Origin of the sequence: Nonomuraea sp. K271, from assembly GCF_009908215.1 — a bacterium.
In the GTDB taxonomy this organism is placed as follows: domain Bacteria; phylum Actinomycetota; class Actinomycetes; order Streptosporangiales; family Streptosporangiaceae; genus Nonomuraea; species Nonomuraea longispora.
This window is the reverse complement of record NZ_JAAAHR010000035.1, coordinates 23121-42693: the sequence shown is the minus strand read 5'-3', so window position 1 is coordinate 42693 and position 19573 is coordinate 23121. Positions and strand designations below refer to the sequence as shown.

General features: G+C 70.4%; 23 protein-coding genes and 1 tRNA gene. 13 read left to right on the top strand and 11 right to left on the bottom strand.

Translation table 11 applies throughout. The features are described from left to right. The first annotated feature begins 13 nt into the window (after positions 1-13). From GUY59_RS15120 to GUY59_RS15085, 8 genes are all read left to right on the top strand, one after another. Entirely contained in the window at positions 14-1243 is a 1230-nt protein-coding gene (locus GUY59_RS15120; RefSeq protein ID WP_212746296.1) for a metallophosphoesterase, read from the top strand. Between the two features lie 75 nt (positions 1244-1318). Continuing rightward, on the top strand, positions 1319-1876 hold the full coding sequence (locus tag GUY59_RS15115; RefSeq protein WP_138205916.1) for a helix-turn-helix transcriptional regulator: 558 nt from the start codon (positions 1319-1321) through the stop codon (positions 1874-1876). A 141-nt stretch (positions 1877-2017) separates the two neighbouring features. Then, positions 2018-4060 carry a dTMP kinase gene (gene tmk / locus GUY59_RS15110; RefSeq protein ID WP_138205915.1) on the top strand — a complete coding sequence of 681 codons (2043 nt, stop codon included), beginning with the start codon at positions 2018-2020 and terminating at the stop codon, positions 4058-4060. Positions 4061-4069: 9 nt separating this feature from the next. Further along, positions 4070-5242 (top strand): DNA polymerase III subunit delta', encoded by a 1173-nt coding sequence (locus GUY59_RS15105; RefSeq protein WP_161714551.1) that lies wholly within the window; start codon positions 4070-4072, stop codon positions 5240-5242. Positions 5243-5293: 51 nt separating this feature from the next. Then, on the top strand, positions 5294-5821 hold the full coding sequence (locus tag GUY59_RS15100) for a SigE family RNA polymerase sigma factor (protein ID WP_252375075.1): 528 nt from the start codon (positions 5294-5296) through the stop codon (positions 5819-5821). Continuing rightward, entirely contained in the window at positions 5818-6870 is a 1053-nt protein-coding gene (locus GUY59_RS15095) for a permease-like cell division protein FtsX (protein ID WP_161714550.1), read from the top strand. The genes GUY59_RS15100 and GUY59_RS15095 overlap by 4 nt, the downstream gene beginning before the upstream one ends. 96 nt (positions 6871-6966) lie before the next feature. Continuing rightward, positions 6967-7800, top strand: a complete 834-nt coding sequence (locus tag GUY59_RS15090; protein ID WP_442938987.1) for a PSP1 domain-containing protein — start codon at positions 6967-6969, stop codon at positions 7798-7800. 53 nt (positions 7801-7853) lie between these two features. Further along, positions 7854-7927 (top strand) — tRNA-Thr (locus tag GUY59_RS15085). 362 nt (positions 7928-8289) lie between these two features. Here the strand turns inward: GUY59_RS15085 and GUY59_RS15080 are convergent. After that, on the bottom strand, positions 8290-8439 hold the full coding sequence (locus tag GUY59_RS15080) for a hypothetical protein (RefSeq protein WP_161714549.1): 150 nt from the start codon (positions 8437-8439) through the stop codon (positions 8290-8292). 94 nt (positions 8440-8533) lie between these two features. Further along, complete coding sequence (locus GUY59_RS15075; RefSeq protein ID WP_236667168.1) at positions 8534-8848, bottom strand: winged helix-turn-helix transcriptional regulator; 315 nt, start codon at positions 8846-8848, stop codon at positions 8534-8536. A gap of 350 nt (positions 8849-9198) precedes the next feature. On the opposite strand from GUY59_RS15075, the gene GUY59_RS15070 reads away from it, so the two are divergent. Further along, positions 9199-9879 carry an SDR family NAD(P)-dependent oxidoreductase gene (locus tag GUY59_RS15070; protein ID WP_138203614.1) on the top strand — a complete coding sequence of 227 codons (681 nt, stop codon included), beginning with the start codon at positions 9199-9201 and terminating at the stop codon, positions 9877-9879. Positions 9880-10139: 260 nt separating this feature from the next. Here the strand turns inward: GUY59_RS15070 and GUY59_RS15065 are convergent, their stop codons facing one another. The 3 genes from GUY59_RS15065 to GUY59_RS15055 all read right to left on the bottom strand — a co-directional run bounded on the left by GUY59_RS15065 (position 10140) and on the right by GUY59_RS15055 (position 11719). Beyond that, positions 10140-10544: a hypothetical protein gene (locus GUY59_RS15065; protein ID WP_138203616.1), complete on the bottom strand. Its 405-nt coding sequence runs from the start codon at positions 10542-10544 to the stop codon at positions 10140-10142. 37 nt (positions 10545-10581) lie between these two features. Beyond that, positions 10582-11025, bottom strand: a complete 444-nt coding sequence (locus GUY59_RS15060; protein WP_138203618.1) for a hypothetical protein — start codon at positions 11023-11025, stop codon at positions 10582-10584. A gap of 205 nt (positions 11026-11230) precedes the next feature. Beyond that, positions 11231-11719, bottom strand: a complete 489-nt coding sequence (locus tag GUY59_RS15055) for an SRPBCC family protein (protein WP_138203620.1) — start codon at positions 11717-11719, stop codon at positions 11231-11233. Between the two features lie 63 nt (positions 11720-11782). Between GUY59_RS15055 and GUY59_RS15050 the strand changes: the two genes are divergently transcribed. Further along, on the top strand, positions 11783-12094 hold the full coding sequence (locus GUY59_RS15050; protein WP_138203622.1) for a hypothetical protein: 312 nt from the start codon (positions 11783-11785) through the stop codon (positions 12092-12094). Positions 12095-12156: 62 nt separating this feature from the next. Here GUY59_RS15050 and GUY59_RS15045 read toward each other — a convergent pair whose 3' ends face one another. Next, entirely contained in the window at positions 12157-12789 is a 633-nt protein-coding gene (locus GUY59_RS15045) for a DsbA family oxidoreductase (RefSeq protein WP_138203624.1), read from the bottom strand. 92 nt (positions 12790-12881) lie between these two features. Between GUY59_RS15045 and GUY59_RS15040 the strand changes: the two genes are divergently transcribed. Further along, complete coding sequence (locus GUY59_RS15040; protein ID WP_138203626.1) at positions 12882-13721, top strand: helix-turn-helix transcriptional regulator; 840 nt, start codon at positions 12882-12884, stop codon at positions 13719-13721. Between the two features lie 18 nt (positions 13722-13739). Here GUY59_RS15040 and GUY59_RS15035 read toward each other — a convergent pair whose 3' ends face one another. Further along, the gene (locus GUY59_RS15035) at positions 13740-14321 is read right to left on the bottom strand and encodes a dihydrofolate reductase family protein (protein ID WP_138203663.1); all 582 of its coding nucleotides are present in this window, start codon (positions 14319-14321) and stop codon (positions 13740-13742) included. A gap of 62 nt (positions 14322-14383) precedes the next feature. After that, complete coding sequence (locus GUY59_RS15030) at positions 14384-14644, bottom strand: hypothetical protein (protein WP_201760895.1); 261 nt, start codon at positions 14642-14644, stop codon at positions 14384-14386. 88 nt (positions 14645-14732) lie between these two features. On the opposite strand from GUY59_RS15030, the gene GUY59_RS15025 reads away from it, so the two are divergent. Further along, a complete protein-coding gene (locus GUY59_RS15025) occupies positions 14733-15302 on the top strand; it encodes a hypothetical protein (protein WP_138203665.1) in 570 nt (189 codons plus the stop codon). A gap of 174 nt (positions 15303-15476) precedes the next feature. Continuing rightward, the gene (locus GUY59_RS15020; protein WP_138203628.1) at positions 15477-16814 is read left to right on the top strand and encodes an MFS transporter; all 1338 of its coding nucleotides are present in this window, start codon (positions 15477-15479) and stop codon (positions 16812-16814) included. A gap of 143 nt (positions 16815-16957) precedes the next feature. Here GUY59_RS15020 and GUY59_RS15015 read toward each other — a convergent pair whose 3' ends face one another. The 3 genes from GUY59_RS15015 to GUY59_RS15005 are packed head-to-tail and all read right to left on the bottom strand — an operon-like array spanning position 16958 to position 19558. After that, the gene (locus GUY59_RS15015) at positions 16958-17527 is read right to left on the bottom strand and encodes an LLM class flavin-dependent oxidoreductase (protein WP_236667167.1); all 570 of its coding nucleotides are present in this window, start codon (positions 17525-17527) and stop codon (positions 16958-16960) included. Between the two features lie 35 nt (positions 17528-17562). Next, a complete protein-coding gene (locus GUY59_RS15010) occupies positions 17563-18849 on the bottom strand; it encodes an MATE family efflux transporter (RefSeq protein WP_138203630.1) in 1287 nt (428 codons plus the stop codon). Positions 18850-18892: 43 nt separating this feature from the next. Then, the gene (locus GUY59_RS15005) at positions 18893-19558 is read right to left on the bottom strand and encodes a class I SAM-dependent methyltransferase (protein WP_138203632.1); all 666 of its coding nucleotides are present in this window, start codon (positions 19556-19558) and stop codon (positions 18893-18895) included. Positions 19559-19573: the final 15 nt, after the last annotated feature.

Here is a 19573-nt window from a genome sequence, read left to right as displayed (position 1 = left end):
GTAGCATCAGGGTGTGTTCGTCCTGATGTTTCTGGGCGTCGTCGGGCTCGCGCATTTCTATCTGTGGCATCGGATGGTGCGTTCGACGACGGGCCCCGGGCGGTTGCGCAAGGCGCTGACCTGGGGCCTGGTGGGCTTGGTGCTGCTCGTCGCCGCGGCGTTCGCGGGATCGCGGGTGGCGTGGGGGCACTGGCTCGCCTGGCCGGGCTACCTCTGGGTGGCCGTGATGTTCTACCTGGTCGTCATCCTGGTCGTGCTGGAGATCCCGCGGGCCGTGGCGGCGCTGCTGCTGCGACGGGCCGCTCCGCGGGGCGCGACTCCCGAGCCTGAGCCGGTGCCGGTGCTCGCCGGGGCCGGCGGTCCCGCCGAGGACGAGCCGGTCGCGCCTCCCCCGCCGGAGGCGGCCCCGATGAGCAGGCGGCTCTTCCTGGGGCGGGCCACCGCCGCCGTAGCCGGCGTGGGTGCGCTGGGCACGGTCGGGTACGGCATGACGACCGCTCTGGGAGACCCCGTGACCGAGCGGGTCAGGGTTGTGTTGCCGAAGCTGGATCCCCGGCTCAGCGGCCTGCGGTTCGCCGTGGTGAGCGACGTACACCTGGGACCGCTGACAGGGCTGCGGCACACCGAGCGCATCGTCCGCATGATCAACGGCTTGGAGGCCGACGTGGTGGCGATCGTGGGCGACCTGGTGGACGGGCCGGTCGCCGAGTTGGGGCCGCTCGCCCGGCCGCTCAAGAACCTGGAGTCCCGCTACGGGGCCTATTTCGTGACCGGTAACCACGAGTACTACGTGTCCGGAGGCCCCGGCGAGTGGATCGAGGAGCTCGCGGAGCTCGGCGTACGCTCTCTGCGTAACGAACGGGTGGAGATCCGGCATCAGGGGGCCGTGCTCGACCTGGCCGGAGTCAACGACGTCGGCGGGGCGGACGCGGGTGAGCCTCCGGACTTCGGCAAGGCGCTCGGCGGGCGCGCGGCGGGCAGGAGCACCGTGCTGCTCGCCCACCAGCCCATCCAGGTCGCCGAGGCCGCCCGTCACGGCGTCGACCTGCAGTTGTCGGGGCACACGCACGGTGGTCAGCTCGCGCCCTTCAACCTGGTGGTGGGGCTGCAGCAGCCGGTGGTGTCGGGCCTGGCCACGGTCGACGGGGTGCCGGTCTATGTGACCAGGGGCGCAGGGTTCTGGGGGCCGCCGGTGCGCGTGGGGGCTCCGCCCGAGGTCACGATGTTGGAGTTGCGCGCCTGACTTTGTGCAATCCGCTGGTCACGTAGTGCCATGATGGCGTACAGTATCCGACCGGATACGAGTCGGAGGTGCGACATGGGCTCTTCGCCGGTGGAGCAGGCGCTGCGGCAGGAGGTGGCGCTCTGGGCCGAGCGCGGCGGCCTGCTGTTCAGGCAGGCCAGGCATGCCGCGAGCCTCAACCAGAAGACTCTGGCCAGCGTGAGCGGCACGTCGCGCACGACGCTGTCGGCCTACGAGCACGGCAGGAAGTCGCCGACGCTCGAGACGGCCGGGCGCATTCTCGACGCCGCCGGTTTCCGGCTGACGCTGGAGGCGAAGGTCGAGTTCGCCACGCGCGTGACCGGCGACGGGCGCATCTTCCACGTGCCGAGCCGGCTGCGGCGGTTGCCGGTCGCGGCGGCGCTCGGCGTCGTGCGGGTGCGCGGGCGGGCGCACGACCTGGCCGACCGTGGCGAGCGGCGGGCCGCCTACACCGCGCTGTTGTGCGGGGGCGGGCCACAGGAGTTGCTCGACCACGTCGACGGTGTGCTGCTCGTGGAGCTGTTCGACGAGCTGGATCTGCCGCCCGCCATCCGCGCCGAATGGCGGCCACTGGTGGAGGCGGCGCGACAAGAGGCCGGAGTTATCAATTGATGATGGATTTGGGGCCCTTTTCGAGGTGCGAAACCTGCGCACCAGCCCGCGGACGTAATACTCTCAGCCACGAGCAGCCGGGCATTTCCGGCTCCTCCCCTGACTGCCCGCTTCCGGTCAACACCTGGATACGCTGAAATCATGACTGCCCCTGGCCGACGCCGCCCGGCTCACGTGCTGGCCAATGCGCCTTTCCGGCGGCTGTGGACCGCCATGTCGGTGTGCAGTCTCGGCGACTGGCTCAACATCCTGGCGCTCACCGCGCTGGCCGGAAACCTGATGCGCGACGACTACCGCGTGCAGTCGCTGGCCATCGGCGGCGTGTTCGTGGCCAAGATGTTGCCGGCGATCCTGCTCGGGCCGCTCGCGGGCGTGTTCGCCGACAGGTTCGACAGGCGGCTGACGATGTTCGCGGCCGACCTCGCCCGGTTCGCCATCGTGTTGTCGATCCCGTTCGTGCACAGCTACCAGTGGGTGATCATCGCGACCATCCTGGTCGAGTGCATCAACCTGTTCTGGGTCCCGGCCAAGGACGCCACCGTCCCCAACCTGGTGCCCAAGGAGCAGCTCGAATCGGCCAACCAGCTCAACCTGCTGGTCACCTACGGCACCGCGCCGATCGCCGCCATGCTGTTCGCGGCGCTGTCCGTGGTGGGCGACCTGGCCACCAGCACGGTGCCGTTCCTGTCCGGCAGGGACGCCACGGGGCTGGCGCTCATCGTCAACGCCTGCGCCTACCTCGTGTCGGCGTTCCTGATCTTCACGCTGCGGAGCATCCCCAAGCGTGACGGCGCCATCTCCACGCCGTCCGTGCTCAAGCAGGTCATCGAGGGCTGGCGCTACGTCAGCGGCCACCGCATGGTGCGCGGCCTCATCATCGGCATGCTCGGGGCGTTCGCCGCAGGCGGGGCCGTGGTGGGCGTCGCCAAGATCTACGTCGGCGCGCTCGGCGGCGGCGACGCGGCCTACGGCGTCGTGTTCGGCGCGGTCTTCGTCGGCATGGCGCTGGGCATGTTCTTCGGGCCAAGGCTGCTGCGTCAGCTGTCGCGCCGGCGGCTGTTCGGCCTGGCCATCACCGTGGCCGGGCTGGTGCTCGTCACGATCGCGCTGGTGCACAACCTGCCGATCGTGGTCATGCTGACCGTCGTGCTCGGCGCGTGCGCGGGCATCGCCTGGATCATCGGCTACACGCTGATCGGGCTCGAGGTCGAAGACGGGCTGCGCGGCCGTACGTTCTCGTTCCTGCAGTCGACCGCCCGCGTGACGCTGCTGCTCGTGGTCGCCGTGGCCAACCCGGTGGCGGCCATCTTCGGCGTGCACGTGCTGGAGCTGGGCGAGTTCGCCTACCAGTTCGACGGGTCCAACCTGGTGCTGGTGATCGGAGGCGTGCTCGCGACCGCCGTCGGAATCCTCGCCCTGCGCCACATGGACGACAGGAAGGGCGTGCCGTTCACGGCCGACCTGATCGCCGCGGTGCGCGGCGAGCGGCTGGGCACCGAGCCCGCCGAGCACGTTCCGGGCCTGTTCGTGGCGTTCGAGGGGGGCGAGGGGTCGGGCAAGACGACGCAGTCGCGGCTGATCGCCATCTGGCTGCGCGACCAGGGCTACGACGTCGTGCAGACGCGCGAGCCCGGCTCCACCAAGGTGGGCATGCGGCTGCGCGCGATCCTGCTCGACGCGGCCGAAGCCGGCCTGTCGGCCCGCGCCGAAGCCCTGCTCTACGCCGCCGACCGGGCCGAGCACGTGGAGAAGGTGATCAGGCCCGCCCTCTACCGGGGCGCGCTCGTCGTCACCGACCGCTACGTCGACTCGTCGCTGGCCTACCAGGGCGCCGGGCGGGCGCTCGACCCCGAAGACGTGTCGAAGATCAACGCCTGGGCCACGGGCGGGCTGGTGCCGCACCTGACCGTGCTCATGGACACGCCGCCCCAGGTGGGGCTCACCCGGCTGGGCGGCGCGGCCGACCGCATCGAGGCCGAACCGCTGGAATTCCACGAGCGGGTGCGCAAGGAGTTCCGCGCGCTGGCGGCGGCGGCGCCCGAGCGCTACCTCGTGGTCGACGGCACCCTGCCGCCCGACGTGATCACCCGACAGATCCAGGACCGCATCCACGAGATCCTTCCCGACCCGGTGCCGAGGGAGTCGGAAGACGCCACGGGCACGATGCCCGCCATCCGCGACTAGCCTTGCCTCGTGACGGTTTTCGATGACCTGGTCGGGCAGGACCAAGCCACTGCCGTGCTGTCGCGGGCCGCTGCGGCGGCCGGCGAGGTCATCGGGGGCGGGCGCGGCGCGGGCATGACGCACGCCTGGCTGTTCACCGGCCCGCCGGGCTCGGGCAGGGAAGAGGCCGCCCGCGCCTTCGCCGCGGCGCTGCTGTGCCCCGACGCCGGCTGCGGCCACTGCGACCAGTGCCACCAGGTGCTGATCGGCTCACACCCCGACCTGGAGTCCGTACGCCCCGAAGGTCTGTCCTACAGCGTCAAGCAGACCCGCGAGCTCATCCTGCGCGCGGCAGGGGCGCCCACGCAGGGCCGGTGGCGGGTCATCCTGTTCGAAGACGCCGACCGCGCCACGGAGTCTGCGGCCAACGCCCTGCTCAAGGCCATCGAGGAGCCGCCACCCCGCACGGTGTGGCTGCTGTGCGCCCCCGCCCCCGACGACCTCATGATCACCATCAGGTCCCGCTGCCGGCAGGTCACCCTCACCACCCCCGCCACGGAGGCCGTCGCCCACGTGCTGGCCACCCGTGACAGCGTGCCACCCGACCTCGCCAGGTTCGCCGCCAGAGCCGCCCAGGGCCACATCGGCAGGGCGCGGGCGCTCGCGCTCGACGAGGGAGCCAGGACGCGCCGCGAGGCCGTGCTGGGCATCCCACGCGCGCTGACGGGGGTCGGCGAGTGCGTCGCCGCGGCCGAACGGCTGGTGAAGACGGCTGAGGAAGAGGCCGCCGCCGCCACCGCCGCGCTCAACGACAACGAGACCTCCGAGCTGCGCAGGCTCTATGGCGAGGGCTCCACGGGCAAAGGGCTCAACCGGGGGCTCGTACGCGGCGGAGCGGGCGCGCTGAAGGAGCTGGAGGACCGGCAGAAGTCCCGGGCCACCCGCATCAAACGCGATTCGCTCGACTCGGCGCTGCTGGAGCTGGTGTCCTACTACCGCGACGTGCTGGCCATGCAGTTCGGCGCCGCCGTCGAACTGCCCAACGACGACCTCCGTCTCGACCTCGATCAGCTGGCCAGGTCGTCCACGCCGGAGGAGACGCTGCGGCGGATCGACGCGATCATGCAGTGCAGGGAGCGCCTGGCGGCAAACGTCAACCCCCAGATCGCGGTCGAGGCCATGATGCTGGCACTGCGCCCATGAGATGACCGGGTGACAGAAGCAGCAGACGGGGCCGACAGGCGTCTCTGTTACGTGGAAGTCGAACTACTCACCCAACAGGAAGCCCTCGCCCGGCAGCGCGTGGACGTGGCCTCCATCTTCGCCGAGCACCACGTCGGCCTCGTACGGCTGGCTCTGATCATGCTCGGTGACCAGGCCAGCGCCGAGGACGTCGTACAGGAGGCGTTCGCCCGCACCCACGCCGGCCGGGGCAGGCTGCGCGACCCCGGCAAGGCGCTCACGTACGTGCGGTCCGCGGTGCTCAACGGGTGCCGGTCGGTGTTGCGCCGGCGGGCGACCGTGCTGCGGCGGGCGTTGCCGTACGAACCGCCTGTCTGGTCGGCGGAGAGCGCCGCGATGCTCGGGGAGGAGCGGCGGGAGGTGCTGCTGGCGCTGCGCGAGCTGCCGCGCCGGCAGCGCGAGGCCCTCACCCTGCGCTACTACTTCGACCTCACCGACCAGGAGGTCGCCGACACCATGCGGATCAGCGCCGGTACGGCGCGATCCACGATCGTGCGGGGACTCGCCGCGCTCGGCCGGGCACTCAAGGAGGAATCATGAACCACGGTTCGACGGAGGACCGGCTGCGCGCGGCTCTCACGGAGGCGGGCGCGACGCTTGATCCCGGCACGCTCAGGCCGCTGCGGGCGCCGGAACGGCGCTTCCGGCCTAACTACCGGCTGGTGGCGGCGGCCGTGGCGGTCGTGCTCGCGGGGGCGGCGACGGCAGCGGTGCTGGGCGGGCCGGGCGACGTCAACCACGCCGTCGCGACCAACGCGGAAGCAGTCCCGATCGACCAGGCCGATATGATCATCCGACTGTGCACGAAGAGAATGTGTGAAGGTCGCGAAGCCACGCCTGCGCAGATACATGCCATTGAGCAGGCGATATGGAGGCAGCCAGAGGTCGAGGCCGTGGCCTTCGAGGGCCAGGTGCCCGCCTACGAGCGCTTCCGCAAGGAATTCGCGAACGATCAGGCGCTGCTGGCCAGGATCCAGCCGGCTGACATGCCGCCGTCGTTCCGGCTCAATCTCAAGGACGGGGTGGCTCCGCAACAGGTGGGGGCGGCACTTCCCAAGTTGCCCGGTGTCTTCAGCCACGTTGACATGCCTGCCCATCGTGCCTTCCTCGACCAGGCGGAGACCAAGCTCGCCGATGGTGCGGACGTCAGCGTTTTCCTCTGCGGCCGTGGGTCGTCCCAGCCTGCGTGCGGGGCGAAGCGTACCTCTTCCGACGGGCAGGACGTCGAGGTCGTGAAGGAGGGGAGGAAGGTGACGGAGGCGCAGAGGACGGCGATCAAAGAGCTGATCGAGGACATGCCCGAGGTTGACTCGTTCACCTTCGAGGACCAGGAGGCGGCGTACGAGTCCTTCCGTAAGCAGAACGACGACGAGAAGATGGCGAACGCCACCAAAGTGGAGGACATGCCGGAATCCTTCAGGTTGAAGCTCGTGCAAAAGACCGACGCGGACAGGGTCGTTCGCACGCTCCAGAGGCAGCCGGGGGTGGCCTCCGTCAACAGCCGTGAGTGCGCCCTGCGAAACATCTCGATCCTGCGCATCTACGGGCTGTCGCTGCCGGCAGACGTGGTGTGCGGCGCGGAAAGGTGATCTGCCGCGCCTGACCTTCGGCGCGGATGGGCACGTAATGTGGCAACGGAAGGCCGCAAGGACCCCGATGCCGGTCAAGGAGGCGAGCTCGAGCCCATGGGAATGATCATGGCCGTGAGCTTCACCCGCTACGGAAGGCTCTACTACCTCGACCCGGGCGGGCACAGCCCCAAGGTAGGCGACAAAGTGCTCGTGCCCACGGACTCGGGTCCAGAGGTGGCGGAGTGCGTGTGGGCGCCTCAATGGAGCAGCGAGGACATCGACGGACTGCCCGTGTGCGCGGGGCCGGCCGAGGAGGAACACCTCGCCCGCGACGAATCCAACAAACGCCGCAGAGCCGAGGCCCGCAGCGTGGCCAAACGCCTCATCAAACGGCACACCCTGCCCATGAAGGTCGTTGGTGTCGACTACCTCGACGAGGAGAACGTCTACACCGTCTACTTCTCGGCCCCCCACCGGGTCGACTTCCGCGCCCTCGTCCGTGACCTGGCCCGCAACCTGCGGGCCAGGGTCGAACTGCGGCAGATCGGCCCCAGGGACGAGGCACGCCTCCAGGGCGGCATCGGGCCCTGCGGGCGCGACCTGTGCTGCGCCACGTTCCTCAAGGACTTCGAGCCGGTGTCCGTACGCATGGCCAAGGACCAGGATCTCCCCGTCAACCCGCTGCGCATCGCGGGGGCCTGCGGGCGGCTCATGTGCTGCCTCAAGTACGAACACCCGCTCTACCAGGAGTTCCGTGCCTCGGCCCCCCGGGTCGGGACGAACGTGGACACCCCGGAAGGCGCCGGCACCGTGGTGGGACACAACGTGCCGTCCGACTCGGTGGTGGTGCGGCTCAACGACGGAGGACGGCGGTGCGCCTGCTCGAAGGCGAGCGTGTGCGGGCCGCGGAAGGCGTACGACTCTACGTACGGGGAGCAGGGGGGTTAGGTGGGAGCGAGAACCCTCCGGGCTCCTGTAGACTCTTTCACGCCGTACGGCACGCCGCCTTAGCTCAGTCGGCCAGAGCACTTCACTCGTAATGAAGGGGTCTGGGGTTCGAATCCCCAAGGCGGCTCCCAGGTCAGAAGCCCTCCGCGTGATCGCCGAGGGCTTCTGGGTGTCTAAGTGGGTGACCAAGCCTCCCGGTCTCATGTCTTGGTGGCGTCTTCGCGCGACCGGCAGGTCTTCTGGAGGGCTGTCCCTGTTGTCCTCATGAGGTGGGTGACGACCTCAACAGCCGCTCTCAGTGGCGGTGCTGTGCGCCGCCACCCGGCCATGGGCCTGCCGCCCACCAGGCGTGCGGCCTGGGAGAGATCGGTCGGCGCCCGGCCCCAGGTACATCCGCTGGTCACGCCACGTCGCGCGACACCGGCTGACTCGTCCGGCGGGTGCCCACGTGGGGCGGTGCGGTCGACGACGATCGACCGGTTGCCGACCTCACGGCAGGGCAGGGCCGCGCTCGTGAAGTGACGCTACGGGGTGCGCGGCGAGATAGTCCTGAAGTTCGCGGTGCCGGAACTGGTAGGCCGTTCCGGAAATCCGCAGCAGCCCCGCGCCGAACCACCATGTCCTCGCCCGCCGGATCATGGATTCAGCATTCCAAGCGTTTGCCCACCATGCGCACGGCTTCAGGCGTTGTCGCAGCTCAGGACCGAGGCGTGGAGGAAGGTTGGGTGCTGCCTCAGGAACGGTTGGCGCGGATCTCGTCGTGGTGGTCGGCCACCCAGCCGATCAGCTGCTTGACGATCTCGTACAGGCCGCCGCCGAGCGGGGTGAGCGCGTACTCGACGCGTGGTGGCACCTCGGCGTAGGCGGTACGGCTGGTCAACCCGTCCTCTGTGAGCTGGCGAAGGGTGTGGGTCAGCATGCGCTGGGAGATGCCCGGGATCTGGCGCTGCAGGTCGGTGTAGCGCATCGGGCCGCTTGCCAGGGTGGCGACGATCAGCATGCTCCATTTGTCGCCCACCCGGTCGAGCACCTGGCGGATGAAATCCATGTGCTCGGCCGGGATGCTCGCGCATGGTCCGGCCGAAGCCGCCATCGCGGTACCCGCGCTGTCCTGCATGGCGCCCGTTCCTCTCCGTCGCGCACACCGATGTGCCTTTTGTAACGCCTTCAATACTGGCTCATACTGGCGCTACGCACAAAGAGGATGAATTGGAGGTCATGGCCCCTGGTTCGGTCTGAGCGGCCATCGGTCGGCTTGACCGTTCTCGTCGTCGGCAACGACGCGGCGATCCGCGGCCCGGACGGCTGCGCGGCTCCCGCTGAGCACGCCGGCCACGCCTGATCCCACGCACCTGCCGGACATCCGTGCTCGGTTCACATCAAGGAAGAGGTCTCACTGTGCCCACTCTCGCCATCGTCGGCGCCGGTCCCGGCATGGGCCTGGCCATCGCCCGTACCTTCGGCGGCCGCGGCTTCGACGTCGCCCTGATCGCCCGTACCAAGGAGAATCTGGAAACGCTGGTCGACCGCCTCGGCCAGGAAGGCATCACGGCCGCCGGGTTCCCCGCGGACGTCCTCGACCGCGCCTCGCTGACCGATGCCCTCAACGAGGCCAAAGCCCGCTTCGGTGCCATCGACGTGCTGGAGTACTCGCCCGCCCCGCACTCCCCGGTGCCCGGCCTCACTCCGGCCGTACCCTCGGAGGTCACGGTGGACAATCTGCAGCCGATGATCGACTACAACGTGTACGGTGCCATCACGGCGGCCCAGGCGGTCCTGCCCGCGATGCGTGAGGCGGGCGCCGGGACCCTGCTGTTCAGCACCGGTGGCGGTTCCGTGGACCCGGTGCCGATGTTCGGCAACGTCAACGCGGCCGGGGCGGCTCTGCGCAACTGGGTGATCAACCTGAACAAGGAACTGGCCGGCAGCGGCGTGCACGCCGCCCACGTGGTGATCAACGTCTGGATCGGCGGGGGCGGCCCGGAAGGCAGCCCGACGGCCATGCCCAAGGACATCGCCCCTCTGTATTGGGACCTGCACGAGAAGCGGGACCGTTCCGAGGCGATCTTCAACGCCTGACCGGCCGGCCCACCCCGTACTTGTGCTCCTGTGCCGCCCCGACCTGCCAGCCCACAGCGGCCCTGCCCGCGGGCTACTGGCTCGACGACATCTCGGACGAGCGACGCTGAACGGCCCGGTGCTCATCGGCCGGCCGATGCAGGACTGCAGCGATCGGAGAAGGTGTCGGATGCGCTGCGCGTCCGCGGCGGCGTGGTTGATGACCGTCGTCGATGCGGGCCGCGCCTAAGATCCAGAAGTTCGCGACCAGGATCGCACCGCTATGAGACCATGCAATCCCATTTAATGTAGTGATCATTTCCGATGATGTCGTGGAACTGCATCCGCGTGCACCATTCCTGGTTGCCTTTAGGGTTCCGTCTCTGCCCGGTGCCGCCGCTGCAGTACCGGTTTCGGGGGCAGTTCTCCGTGGCGGAGGCCACCTTTTTGTTGTTGCGGTAGAGCTGCACGACCAGCCGCCCGGATGTCTCGCCCTTGCAGCGGACACCGCCACCGCCATAGACGGATCCGCGTTGGTCGACCCGGTCCGCCAGGGCCCAGGAGGTGCAGAAGGCTGCTGTTTTTGCTGTCGTCGCTGTGTCGGTGCTCGCGGTTGTCGTGGCGTTGGCGGAGCCCATTGGTGCGAGCGCCAATCCAGCCGCTACGGTGATGGTGAGTACGGCCATTCCTCGGAACATGTGCGACACGGCTCCTTGCTGTTGATCAATGCTGGATGGAGTTCGTGGCGAAGCTCTTGCTGCCGCTGTCCCAGGAGGCGTTGACCTTGCCGTACCACCGCTGTTTGCCCGGTTCCCTGTCGGTTACCGCCACGGAGGCGTCGCAATACTGGCCGTGAGTCCCCTTCTCACATATTCCGGTGTCGACGAGTGCGCCGGATCGGTACAGCCGAATGCGCAGCTTCATCGGTGTCCAGCTCGGAGCCGCGCAATTGATCCAAGCCCCGGCTGAGACTTTGTTCGGTGAGCTGTCGTGGGTGTCGGTGACGCCGCCGACCGAGCAGCGGATCATGGCATTCGCCGAGATGGCGGGTGCCGTGGCGGCGTGTGCCGATCCGGATAGCGCAACACTCAGCGATGTTGTGATCGCGGCAATGCTGACGACGGTCAGGCGCCTTTTTCGCACGCCGGCGATCGGATCGAGATTCATGAGTCCTCCGGGCAGCGGTATTGCGTGAACGTCCGCCGGTCGCCGGCCGGCTTGACGGACAGGGCGACATCGACACATGCGGCTGACAACCCTTCTGTTTCGGTGTTGCAAGCCGATCCTGGACGCCGCCCGGCGTTCGGTGAACCTGTCAGCTGCCAGGGCACTGATTTCTGTCAAGATCCGGGGCTTATCCCGTTGCTCTTCGTCAGGTGCGTGGAGCCAGCCGGAGGCGTAGCCGGCGGACCGTACCGCTCCAGCGTGCGGGCCGGGCGACGATGCCGGTGACCGCGTGTTCGGCGCGGTCGAAGCTGTCCTCGATCAGCGCGTCGTGCAGCGGCCGGAAGATCAATGGCCAGGTCAGACGTGCCGGTCCGTGCGTGGACATGGCGAGTGTGTGGCCGAGCATGGTGTGGTCGTGCTCGGCCGACACGGCGTACTCGTGGAACCCGTCGAAACCGCGCGGGCCGGTGAAGGTGAACCGGATCCAGCGGCCGGGCACGTAGTGGCTGACGAAGTACCTGACGGGGCCGTGGCCACCGACCGCTCCGGTGCCCAGTGGCCGGTCGAATCGCATGGCCGGCCAAGTGGAGTGCGGCCACAGCAGGTCGGTCGGTCCGGCGAGGGTGTCGATAAGCCGGCCGACCTCGTCGAGCGAGGCCGGCAGCGCGCGCTGGTGGATGTTGAGCACGGCCATGGCTGACACCTCCGTATTGGCGACGCCTCTCTAGAACACGTAATAGAGAGTACTCTCTATTACGTGCCCAGACCACCCCGCTATGACGTCGACGACCTGCTCGACGCCGCCCTCGCGCTGACGGTCGCGCAGGACCGTCGGTTGCGTTCCGCGCTGCGCGCCCTCGCCGGCCGGCTCGAAGTAGACCTCGAGCGCCTCGCGATCGCCGTGGTGGACCTGCCGTACGCCGTGGTGCGCAGGCACCTCGCCAACGGCGGTGCCATCGCGTCCAGCGTCGCCGACACGGTCGAGAACTGCACCGACACCCCTGCTCCGCGCCTGGCTGTCGGGGCCGCAGAGATAGCGCCCGACCCGGATGATCTCGACGGCGGCTGATGACGATCGCCCCCGACCGCCGCCGCTCCCGACCGCGCCGCCACTGGCTCCGGTCCGGCGCCTCAGCCGGCGGCGGCCTTGCGTAGTGCGTCGCCGAGCGCTTCGGTGCTGGTCGCGCCGACGATCACCTCGCCGTTCTCGAAGACGAACCTCGGTACGGTGGTGACGCCGTCCCGCCGGGCCGCGGCCGCCTGGTCCCGTACCTCCGCGACCCCCTCACCGGAGGTGAGGAAGGTCCGCACCTGCCCGCCGTCCAGGCCGGCGCGCTCGGCCAGGTCGGTGAGTGACGCGTGGTCGGCGATGTTCACCCCGTCGCGGAAGTGCGCGTCGAAGAGGGCGGTGGCCAGCGCGGCCTGGACCTTGGCGCCGTGTTCGTTCAGGGCCAGCCACAGCAGCCGGTGCGCGGTCAGGGTGCTGACTGCCACCGCACGGTCGAAGCGGTACTCGATTCCTTCATCGGCGCCCAGCCGAGTCATCCCCGTGAGCATGGCCTCGGCTTGTTCCGGTCCGAACAGCTCGATCACCGACTCCGTCAGGGGGCGCGGCTCCTCGGGAGCGTCGGGGTCCAGCAGGTACGGGCGGTGGACGAGGTCGACGTCCGGTGTCGCGCCCGTCGCGGCCACCGCACGATGGAACTGGTACGTGCCGAGGCGGCACCACGGGCAGGCGATATCGCTGTACACCTCTACGTTCATCCTCCAAGCCTCCCGGGCCTCGGCGTTTCCGGGTAGGCCGCGTTTATCCCAGCCCTGGTAGGGCCAGGCTCGCGTACATACAATTCCGGTTGATGAGCGAGACAGAGCTGGGCGCGTTCCTGCGCGCGCACCGCGAGGCGGTCCCGCCGGCCGCGGTCGGGCTCCCGAACGGGACCCGCCGCCGCACCCCCGGCCTGCGCCGGGCGGAGCTGGCGACGCTCGCCGGCGTCAGCGTGGACTACCTCACCCGGCTTGAGCAGGGACGCGACCGCAGCCCGTCGGCCCAGGTGCTCGCCGCGCTCGCCGAGACGCTGGGGCTGTCCCGTGACGAGCGCGTTCACCTGCACCGGCTGGCCAAGGCCGGCGGTGCCGGCATGTGCCAGGAGGGCGCCACGACACGGGTCCTGACGGTGCGCCCGACCGTGCGGGCGCTGCTGGACCGGCTGGAGCCCGCGCCGGCGCTGGTCACCAACCGGTCAGGCGACCTGCTGGCGTGGACGGCCGGGTTCGCGCGGCTCGCGGGGCTGACCGGGCTGCTGGAGGAAGAGCCGCCCAATCTTGTCCGGTACGTCTTCACCGACCCGCGGGCGCACGACGTCCACCCCGACTGGGAGATGGTGGCCAGGGAGCGGGCCGCCGCGCTGCGGACCGCGGCCGCGCTCGGCGATCCGTACGCGGCGGCGCTCGCCGAGGAGCTGGCGATCACCGCTGACGCCCTCTTCCGTGACCGGTTCGAGGGGTCGGCCGCGCTGCCCTCGCGCACCGGCGTCGAGCGGTGGGCGCACCCGGAGGCGGGGGAGCTGCGGCTGGCGTACGAGAGCCTGGAGCTGCCCGACCCCGACGAGCAGCGGCTGGTGGTCTACCTCGCTTCCGACGACGCCACCACCGCGGCCCTCGACCGTCTCACCGACCATCACCCCGCCGCCTCCTAGCAGGCGCGCCAGGCTCACTCATCTGCGCACCCGGTAGCGCAGGTGGAGCACCCGGGTCCCCTGGATGAGCATGTGAGGGTCCTCCAGCAGGTGCTGTACGTCGACCGAGCCGAAATAGCGTTTGCCGGACCCGAACACCACGGGAACGACGTCCATCGCGACCTCGTCGACCAGTCCCGCGGCCAGCACCTGGCCGCCGACGGCGCCGGCGGCGACCTCGACCGTACGCTCGCCCGCCAGTTCCCGCGCCCTGGCCATGGCGGCCTCGACGCCGTCGACGAAGTGGAACGGCGCCCCGGGGTGCCAGCCTTCGGGCCTCGGCCGGTGCGACACGACGACCATGTGGTCGATCCCGCCCGGAGGCTTGCCACCCCAGCCGTCCGTCAGGTCGAAGACGTGACGGCCGACGACCGTCACGCCGATCTCGTCCCAGTACGCCCGGGTGTAGTCGTAGGACGCCCGCGACACCTTTATGCCCCCGGACTCGTCCAGCGGGGCGTCACCGTTGGACAGCCACTCGAACAGCGGCCTCACCTGGTCGTTGTCGTCCGCGATAAAGCCGTCCACCGACACCGAGCTGTACATGACCACTGTGCCCATGGGCTCTCTCCTTTGATCGGCGGGCAGCGGTCCCACGTCGAGTGCGTGGCCTGGATGTTCGTTCAGGAACCGCCGCCGGACGTCGACGTACCGGGTCGGCGTGAGCCCGGTGAACGTCCGGAACTCGTGAGCTCGGCCGCCGGCATCGGCAGGAACGGCGCCAGCCCCCACGCTTTGAAATGCACGCCGACCGACCTGGTCCCCGGCGGGTAACCGAACTCGAAGGCGCGGGTGGGTGTGGTGAGCACGCAGCCGTCGGCGTACTCGGCCGTCTCGATGTCGGTGCGGATGCGGAACGGCGCTTGGTGCGTGCGCGATAGCATGCGGCGTCTTCTGGTGACCAAGAGGAGAGCGCGGGAACGGGGTTCTCGCCGAGACTGAGGTGAGTTCTGGATGACGTTCCGGCGGCACATGGAGCAGGCGGCCGTGCGGGCCCTGGCTGAGTTTCCGGATAAGTCCGACATCTACGTCGTCACTTTCCGGATCGACAGTGTCGACCAGGACGCCCGATTTCCGTACCTCGCGATCGGCTACAACACCGAAACCGAGGTGGCCCGGCTGCTGGCGAAGCCGAACCCGCTGGACGCATGGGAGGCTCGCTGGAGCTACGCCTGTTTCCCGCCGTCCGGGCTGGAAGGTCACAGTATCGCCGGCCACGACCCCGAGCACGATCCGGCCGGTGCCGAGCTGCACCGGCGTGAGGCGGTGGCGCAGGGCCTCTGGTACGAAGACGACGACGACCTCTCCGAACAGCAGCGCGACGAGCGCGACGAACGGCTTGACGAGCAGTTCCACGAGCTCTGCGTCGACCTCGCCCGGCGGCTGCACGCCGATGGCCGGATCGTCGAGGCCCTGGGCAGGCCCCTGCCGGTGGTCCTGTACGACATGTTCGACCCCGCCGAGATGTTCGCTCTGACCAGAGCCGCCAACCCCCCTGAACTGGTCAGGGAGTTCCTGACGGAGGACCCGGAGGCGCCGTGAAAAAGCAGGCGAGACATCTCTGATGCGCTGCTAACTTATGCTCGTGCCCAAAGCGGACAAGGTGCGCCGTCGCTGAGAGCGGCGGCGCATAACCCCAGTTCACGCCGTCGCTCCTGACCTGTGGCCAGGAGCGCCCTCGAGGCGCTCAAATTTTTCCCTTTCCGGAGCGCTTCCGTGTTCACCTTGTCCGTACGTCAACGTCGGCGTGTCCTCGTCGCCGACCTCATCTCCACAGGGGTGTTCCCGCTCGCGATCACCGGCGCGACCGCGGTCGTCCCCGATGTGACCGAGCGGCTGCCCGGGGCGGACGCCCTGGGGCCATGGATCGTCCTCACCTACAACGGGCTGTTCGCCGCGGCCCTGCTGCTGGCGGGGGTGGCCGCGGACCGCGCCGCCCGTACCCGGTTCTTCGCCGCCGGCAACATCGTCGTCGCGACCACCGGGATCCTGTCCGCGTTCGCTCCTGACCTGTGGTCGCTGGTGGCGCTGCGCACGGTCGCCGGCGTCGGGGCGGCGATGTGCGCCGCCGGCGGATCCTCGATGATCCTGGCGGTCTATCCGCCGGAGGAGCGGCGCCGCGTGTACGGCTACTCGGGCGCCGTGCTGGGCAGCAGCCTGGCGCTGGGCCCGGTCGTCGCCCAGGGCCTCATGGCCGTCGGAGGCTGGCCGCTCGTCTTCGCCGCGCCGGCGGCCGTCGCCGCCCTGGCGGCGCTTGCCACGCTGGGGCTTCCGGCCCTGCGCAGCCCGGAGGTGCCTGAGGGGTTCGACCTCGCCGGGGCCGTCCTGTTCGGGGTGAGCATCGCCGCGGCGGTGACCGCGTTCGGGCTGGGCTTCGGGCCGGAAGTGCCGTGGTGGGGGCCGGTCGCGCTCATCCTCGTCGCGGTGGCGAGCGCCACTGCGCTCGTCCGCGCGGAACGGCGTGCGCCCGACCCCGCCATCCCTGTGGACCTGCTGCGGATCCCCGCCTATCGCGCGTACGCCGTGGCGACGGGCGCCTTCATGGGCATGCTCGTGGTGGGCCTGACCGTGCTTCCGCGGCTCGGCGCCGCCCGGAACATGGGACCAGGAACGTCAGCGGTCATGCTCAGTCTGCTGACCGTGCCGTCGACGGTCCTTCCGCTCGTCGCCGCCCGGCTCGCACGCCGATGGGCACGGCCACTGGTGACGACCGCCCTGTTCGCCTGCTCCGTCACCGCCGTCGTCCTTCAGATCACCGACCATCCCGCCGCTCTGCTCGCCGCGTCAGGGGTCGTCGGCCTGTGCCTCGGGCTGACCGAGGGAGTCCCGGACGGGCAGGCACTCAAGTACGTGTCCTACCAGCGGGGAGGGGCGGGCGCCGCGCTGTTCGGCACGACGCGGATGAGCCTGGAGACACTCACCCTGGCGGCCGCCACAGGGGTGATGGCGGCGCTGGGCCCGTCGTCCGGAATGGCCGTCGCCGGCGCCGTGGCCATGGTCGCCGGAGTCGTCGTGCACCGTACCGTTCCGTCCCGCGACCCGCAGCGGGCCTGAGACACCCCGTGGCCCTGACCGAGGTCGGTCTCGTGGGGGAGCGGGACGACGAGACCGACGAGGGTCCGGCCGGACGCGCCGATCACCGAGCAGCCCGTCGTCTACCTCGCTTCCGAGGGCCGGTGCGGCGTGCGCACGCGAGCTCAGGCGGCGGTCATCCGGCGCAGGCCGATGAGTTGGAGCGCCGCGTAGACGGCCACCACGATGCCTGAGCGGTCAGCTCGCGGCGTGGAACAGGCGGGCGGCGCCAGCTCCACGGGCGGGTTGCCGGGCTCGTCCCGGAGTTCGGTGCGCTCGCCTGCCGGCAGCCGGGGGAGGAGTTCGAGCGCGGTGTCGGTACGGGGACCGCGCTCGGCGTACGGGATCCCGGCGGCGGCCCACTGACCGGGCCCGCCTCCGGAACCGACGCCCAGCACCAGGCGGCCGCCGGAGACGTGCTGGAGGGCGGCGATCTGTTTGGCGGCCCAGACGAGGGGGCGGATGGCGGGGATGAAGACGCTGGTGCCGATCCGTACGCGGGTGGTGACCGCGGCGGCCGTCGCCAGGGCGATCGGCGCGTCCAGGGTGGGGCCGCCGACGGCGAGGTGGTCGCCGTGCCACACGCCGTCCAGCCCGGCGGCCTCGGCGTGCCGGGCGGCGGCGCCCAGGTCGAGGCCGTCGCGCCGCTGCACCGCCACCCCGGGCAGGATGACACCGATGTCGAAGGAGCTCATGGTCGATCAGGATGCAACCTGAAGCCTGGTTGAGGTCAACTGGGCACGGTGGCCGTGTCCGTACGGGCGCTGTGACGCAGGAAGCCGCCGCCCTGCAGCACGATCAGCAGGGCCGAGTTGGCGATCAGCGCCCACCACAGTCCCGCCAGCCCCCATGTCGCCGCCACCGGTACGGCGGCCGACGCCAGCGTCCCGTAACCGGCCGCCACGCAGCCCAGGCTCCACGACGACCGTTTGAGCCCCGCCAGCCCGAACCCCAGCACCGCCTGCGCGCCGTCGACCGCCGCCATGACGGCCACGAGCCAGATCAGTGCCACCACAGTGGTCATGACGCCGGGGTCCGTGGTGAACAGCCCGACGAGCGGGCCGCGGAAGGCGACCAGGAGAGCGCCGCCCGCGGCCAACCCGGTGACGGCCAGCCCGAGCGCCGTTCCCGTGACGCCTCTGACCTCGCGCTTCCCCCGGGCGCGGGCGACCTCGGGTACGGACGCCTGCGCCACGGACAGGGACACGAACATCAGCGGGCCCATCATCGCGTAGAGCACGGCGTGCGCGGCGACCTCCCGCGTGCCCGTACGGACCGCCGCGTATGTGACGACCCCGAGCACCGCGAACTTGATCAGCAGCGTCCCCGACAGCGGGATGCCCACCCGCGCCAGCTTCATGATCTCAGCGGGCCGCGGCCGTCCCCGCCCGACGCCGCTGCCGAGCAGCCGGCGCAGGCGCAGGTTGGACACCGCGAGAGCGGTCGCGCCCGCGGCGATCATCGAGCATCCCATCCCCGTCAGGCCGATCCGGGGCACGAGGACGACGACCAGCACGATCGACACGGCGGCGCTGGACAGGCTCGCCCAGATCACCTGGCGGCTGTGGCCGAGCGCGATCAGCGCCGCGTTCGCGCCGCCGCCCAGGCCGTACAGCAGCACGTACACGACCAGGAGGTAGGGGAAGATGCCCAGCTCGGCCAGCACCTCCGGCGGGGCGCCGCCGAGTGAGGCGACGAGCGGGACGCAGGCCACGGCCGCGGCGGCGAGCGCCGCGACGACGAGCGACAACCACCGTGCGTCCCGCAGCACGGGGACGGCGCCGGGCGGGTGCTCGCGATGGGGGGCGACGAACGGGGCCATGCCGCGCAGCGCCCCGGTGATCGCGGTGAAGGCGGGGTTGAGCACGGCGGCCGTCACCGCGTACGCGGCGAGTGCGGCGGTCGCCCGCCGCCCGAGGACGGCCGTGCCGACCAGGCCCGTGACCTGGTTGACGACCATGGAGAGGAAGAGCGGGACCGCCGCCGCGGCGATCGCCCGATGCTGGAGGAGAGGCATGCAAAGCACAATCCCGGATCGCTGGACGGCCCGGGATTCACCTTTAGCTTATCAGCTCGGTGATCAGAACATAGCGCTCGTCCTCGACGGCGCGGCCCCACAGGGTGGGGTCGGTGAGCCGCTCGTGGCGGGAGACGCGGGCGCCTGCGGCCCGCAGCGCCTCGGTCAGCTCCTGGGCCGTGACACCGCCGGGCCAGCGCAGCGCCGGGGCGCCGGGCGTGTAGGGGTCGCTCGCCTGGGCGCTCTGCCAGCGTCCTTCGACGAGCACCAGGCGACCGGCCGGGCGCAGCAGGCCGAGCCAGCGGCGCAGCGCCGCCTCGGGATCGGGCAGTGTCCACACCAGGTGGCGGGCCAGGATCACGTCGAACGACGCGCCGGCGGCGACGGGCGGGTCACCCGCGTCTCCCACCAGCAACGGCACGGTGAAGCCCGCTGAGGTCAGCTTCCGCTCCGCCTGCTCGACCATGCGCGGCGACAGGTCGACGCCCGTCGGGCGGTGCCCCTGCCCGGCGAGGAGCAGGGCCAGGGAGCCGGTGCCGCAGCCGAGGTCGAGGACGTCGGAAGGGGCGGCGGGCAACCATTCGGCCAGCCGACCCGACCACGCGGCCCGGACCTGGGGGTCGTGCAGCCCGTGGTCGGGCTCGTCGTCGAAGGCGTCGGCCGTAGCGTCCCAGTAGGAGGAGATGGGGGTGAGGTCTGGTGTCGGCATGCGGACAAGGCTCGC

Coding starts and splice junctions, on each gene's coding strand:
- GUY59_RS15115 (WP_138205916.1), top strand. CDS start 1,319: ATGGGCTCTTCGCCGGTGGAGCAGGCGCTGCGGCAGGAGGTGGCGCTC.
- tmk (WP_138205915.1), top strand. CDS start 2,018: ATGACTGCCCCTGGCCGACGCCGCCCGGCTCACGTGCTGGCCAATGCG.
- GUY59_RS15030 (WP_201760895.1), bottom strand. CDS start 14,644: ATGCTATCGCGCACGCACCAAGCGCCGTTCCGCATCCGCACCGACATC.
- GUY59_RS15010 (WP_138203630.1), bottom strand. CDS start 18,849: ATGCCTCTCCTCCAGCATCGGGCGATCGCCGCGGCGGCGGTCCCGCTC.
- GUY59_RS15065 (WP_138203616.1), bottom strand. CDS start 10,544: ATGGCCGTACTCACCATCACCGTAGCGGCTGGATTGGCGCTCGCACCA.
- GUY59_RS15015 (WP_236667167.1), bottom strand. CDS start 17,527: ATGAGCTCCTTCGACATCGGTGTCATCCTGCCCGGGGTGGCGGTGCAG.
- GUY59_RS15095 (WP_161714550.1), top strand. CDS start 5,818: ATGAACCACGGTTCGACGGAGGACCGGCTGCGCGCGGCTCTCACGGAG.
- GUY59_RS15045 (WP_138203624.1), bottom strand. CDS start 12,789: ATGAACGTAGAGGTGTACAGCGATATCGCCTGCCCGTGGTGCCGCCTC.
- GUY59_RS15035 (WP_138203663.1), bottom strand. CDS start 14,321: ATGGGCACAGTGGTCATGTACAGCTCGGTGTCGGTGGACGGCTTTATC.
- GUY59_RS15080 (WP_161714549.1), bottom strand. CDS start 8,439: ATGATCCGGCGGGCGAGGACATGGTGGTTCGGCGCGGGGCTGCTGCGG.
- GUY59_RS15075 (WP_236667168.1), bottom strand. CDS start 8,848: ATGGATTTCATCCGCCAGGTGCTCGACCGGGTGGGCGACAAATGGAGC.
- GUY59_RS15060 (WP_138203618.1), bottom strand. CDS start 11,025: ATGAATCTCGATCCGATCGCCGGCGTGCGAAAAAGGCGCCTGACCGTC.
- GUY59_RS15090 (WP_442938987.1), top strand. CDS start 6,967: ATGGGAATGATCATGGCCGTGAGCTTCACCCGCTACGGAAGGCTCTAC.
- GUY59_RS15040 (WP_138203626.1), top strand. CDS start 12,882: ATGAGCGAGACAGAGCTGGGCGCGTTCCTGCGCGCGCACCGCGAGGCG.
- GUY59_RS15025 (WP_138203665.1), top strand. CDS start 14,733: ATGGAGCAGGCGGCCGTGCGGGCCCTGGCTGAGTTTCCGGATAAGTCC.
- GUY59_RS15055 (WP_138203620.1), bottom strand. CDS start 11,719: ATGGCCGTGCTCAACATCCACCAGCGCGCGCTGCCGGCCTCGCTCGAC.
- GUY59_RS15005 (WP_138203632.1), bottom strand. CDS start 19,558: ATGCCGACACCAGACCTCACCCCCATCTCCTCCTACTGGGACGCTACG.